Below are 2,691 nucleotides of genomic sequence, written 5' to 3'. Positions count from 1 at the left end.
CTTGTCCGGCAGCGATTTTACCCGTTGGCAAAGCGCCACCTGAAGCAGCTGAAGTGGAAGTTCTTACGCTACCTGTAAAATTATATTTGGCATAATCATTAACAGTATAATTATTATTGGTAATAGCCGTGTTATGGGTCCAAAAATAAACAGTACCATTCACCACTCCTGTATTAGAAGCATCTGTAAGGAACAAATCAATATCAATCGCTGATGGATAGGGATTACCGATTAAACTATAAGTCCCTGAGCTTTTTACAATAGGAGTTGTTATCACACCATTATTGGGAGTACCAACAAAACTGGTTTGAACAATTTGTGTCGGACTGTAAGTCCCGCTTGGTGCTCTGGCTATGTAACCTACACCAGGTGACATAGTAGCTGAACCCGTTTGATATACCCAATTATTAATAGTTGGACTAAAATAATAGAAAAGCGAATTAGTGGCCAGTTGACTTAAAGTTGCGCTGGCAACCGGTGATGACCAATAAGTATAATCGTATTGTTTAAGAGCGGTAGTTTTTCTTTTATAGGTAATATTCCCTGAGTTTGAAGCAGCATCATTTATTTGCACCAAACTGGCACCATCTTCAAATGTTAAAGAGCCACCTCCTGCAACTGTAACTGCATTTGTTATTGTCAAAGTATTTCCTGAATTAATCGTAACAGTTCCACCACTAACATGACAAGAACAACCAACGACATCAGAGGATGACGAATAATTTCCGGAAAAGACAATTTTTTGAGCACTTGTTGGAGCTGAACCGGATGACCATACAGTTCCATTCCATGTATTAGTTGGTTGTGCATTTAGAGTTACACTTGCTGATGCCACTGAAGAACATGCTCCAGATGTAGCAGTAACAGTATAAGTTCCGGAAGGAGCGGTTACTGTTGAGCCAGAAATTGACACTCCGGTTGATGGAGAAGCTGTGTAAGTATAAGATGCATTGTAATTGGAAATAGTAAAAGTTCCATTAGTTGAAGAACAAGTTGGATGTGCCAAAGAACCAAGAGTTGGTTGTCCCGGAGTTGCTGGTTGAGCATTGATGGTAGCGCTAGTTACCAAAGAAATACATCCTGAAGAATTTTTAGCAGTTACACTATATGTTCCGGAAGCCATTGAAGCAAAAACACCAGTTGTATTAGTATAAGTAGAATTATTAGTACTATAAGTATAACCAGAACCCGTTGGAGCCGTAATAGTTATAGTTCCGGTAGCTACTGAACAAGTTGGCTGTGTCAGCGAAACCGTTGGTGCTGCTGGTAAAGCATTGACTGTAATAACAACTGCTTTTCTTGCAGTAGTAACTGAACCTGTAGTGGCTTCAACATAATAAGTTGTAGTTGTGGATAATGTCCCGGTAGTATATGTCCCGGTATAAGGACTTGTACTTGCTGTGTAAGTGTAAAATGGGGATCCTCCACTGGCAACAGTATAAAATTTATATGTTGTAGAGGCTGTTGGAGCAGGATTTACAATAGCTGTAATAGTAGAAGTACCTGAACCACAAATAGAAGTGGCTGAAGCACCAACAACATTATAACCTCCATTCGTAACTAAAGTAGGGAAATCCTCTAAGGCACCACCTTGTCCATTACAAGAAGCTACTTTTACACCTCCAATTTTAATTAAATCCGAAGCACTGCAATTACTACCCGCACTTATATTACCACCTGTTTCAACTATAATGGAAGAACCGGCAGCAAAGTTTAAATCATAATTTCCATTAGAAAAATCAATGTTGGCATTATTCCTAACAACAAACTGTATAGCTCCCAAACACGTTAAATCTAAGTTGGCATTCATTACCATATTTGTTGGGTTCGTTCCGTCTCCAACATACACTATGGCACAAGAGCTGAACGAACTGCAAGTATAGGAGCTCGAATTTGGAGCAGTTCCAGAAATGGTGCATTGCGCAAAGCCATTAATGGAAAAAAGCAAAACGGTTATTAACAATAGTAAAAATCTTTTCATAGTTCTTCTTTAAATATAAAACGGGCTTGTATTTGATTCAGCAAAATTAACACAACGTCAGTGCTTTAGTAAAGTTTCCCGTTGTTTTACCAAAAAACTCTATGAATGACATTCTAAGTGTGGTTATTAACAATTTAAACGCACTTATTAACATATAAAACGAAGTTATCAACAGAAATATGCACCGTTTTTTGTTGCTACAGTAATGATATACGTAAAAATCAAAGACTTAGACTTAAACCTTAAATATTTTCCATGATATGGAATATGACTATAATTTTCAGCTGTTAAAAACTTGCATCCATTAAGAAAAAACAAGCATTAGGTTAAATAATTTAAAAAAAGTAACTTAATTATTATAATACTTTGATTATTTACCAATTACAATCCTAATTATTTTTAAATTTGATATTCAAATTGTTACATTTGATTTAAGAAATCCTTAACATATATTGATTGATATGATTTCATTTTTACAATTCAATCTTTCAAAACAAAAACGACAGTATTGCTTGATGCTGGGCTTTGTGGTATTTCTTAATCAAAAATCAACCGCTACTACTTTCTATGTTAATGATATGTCCACCAAAGGTGATGTCTACACATTGGTTATTGGCAATGATTACAACGATGGTTTGTCTCCAAAAACGCCTAAGTTATCCGTATTAGCTACATATCAGGAAGCCAAAGAAGGAGATTTGATTTATGTA

Annotated in this window: 1 protein-coding gene and 1 pseudogene; one reads left to right on the top strand and one right to left on the bottom strand. The window is 36.2% G+C overall.

Going from position 1 to position 2,691, the window contains the following annotated elements:
- Nucleotides 1-1,981, bottom strand: a pseudogene (locus V7D82_RS13625) (hypothetical protein); the annotation flags it as partial.
- A 461-nt stretch (nucleotides 1,982-2,442) separates the two neighbouring features.
- On the opposite strand from V7D82_RS13625, the gene V7D82_RS13620 reads away from it, so the two are divergent.
- The coding region (locus tag V7D82_RS13620) for a hypothetical protein (protein ID WP_333601499.1) at nucleotides 2,443-2,691 on the top strand (249 nt) is incomplete at its 3' end.

The organism is Flavobacterium sp., assembly GCF_036741995.1.
Taxonomy (GTDB): domain Bacteria; phylum Bacteroidota; class Bacteroidia; order Flavobacteriales; family Flavobacteriaceae; genus Flavobacterium.
This window is presented reverse-complemented; position numbering and strand designations above follow the sequence as displayed.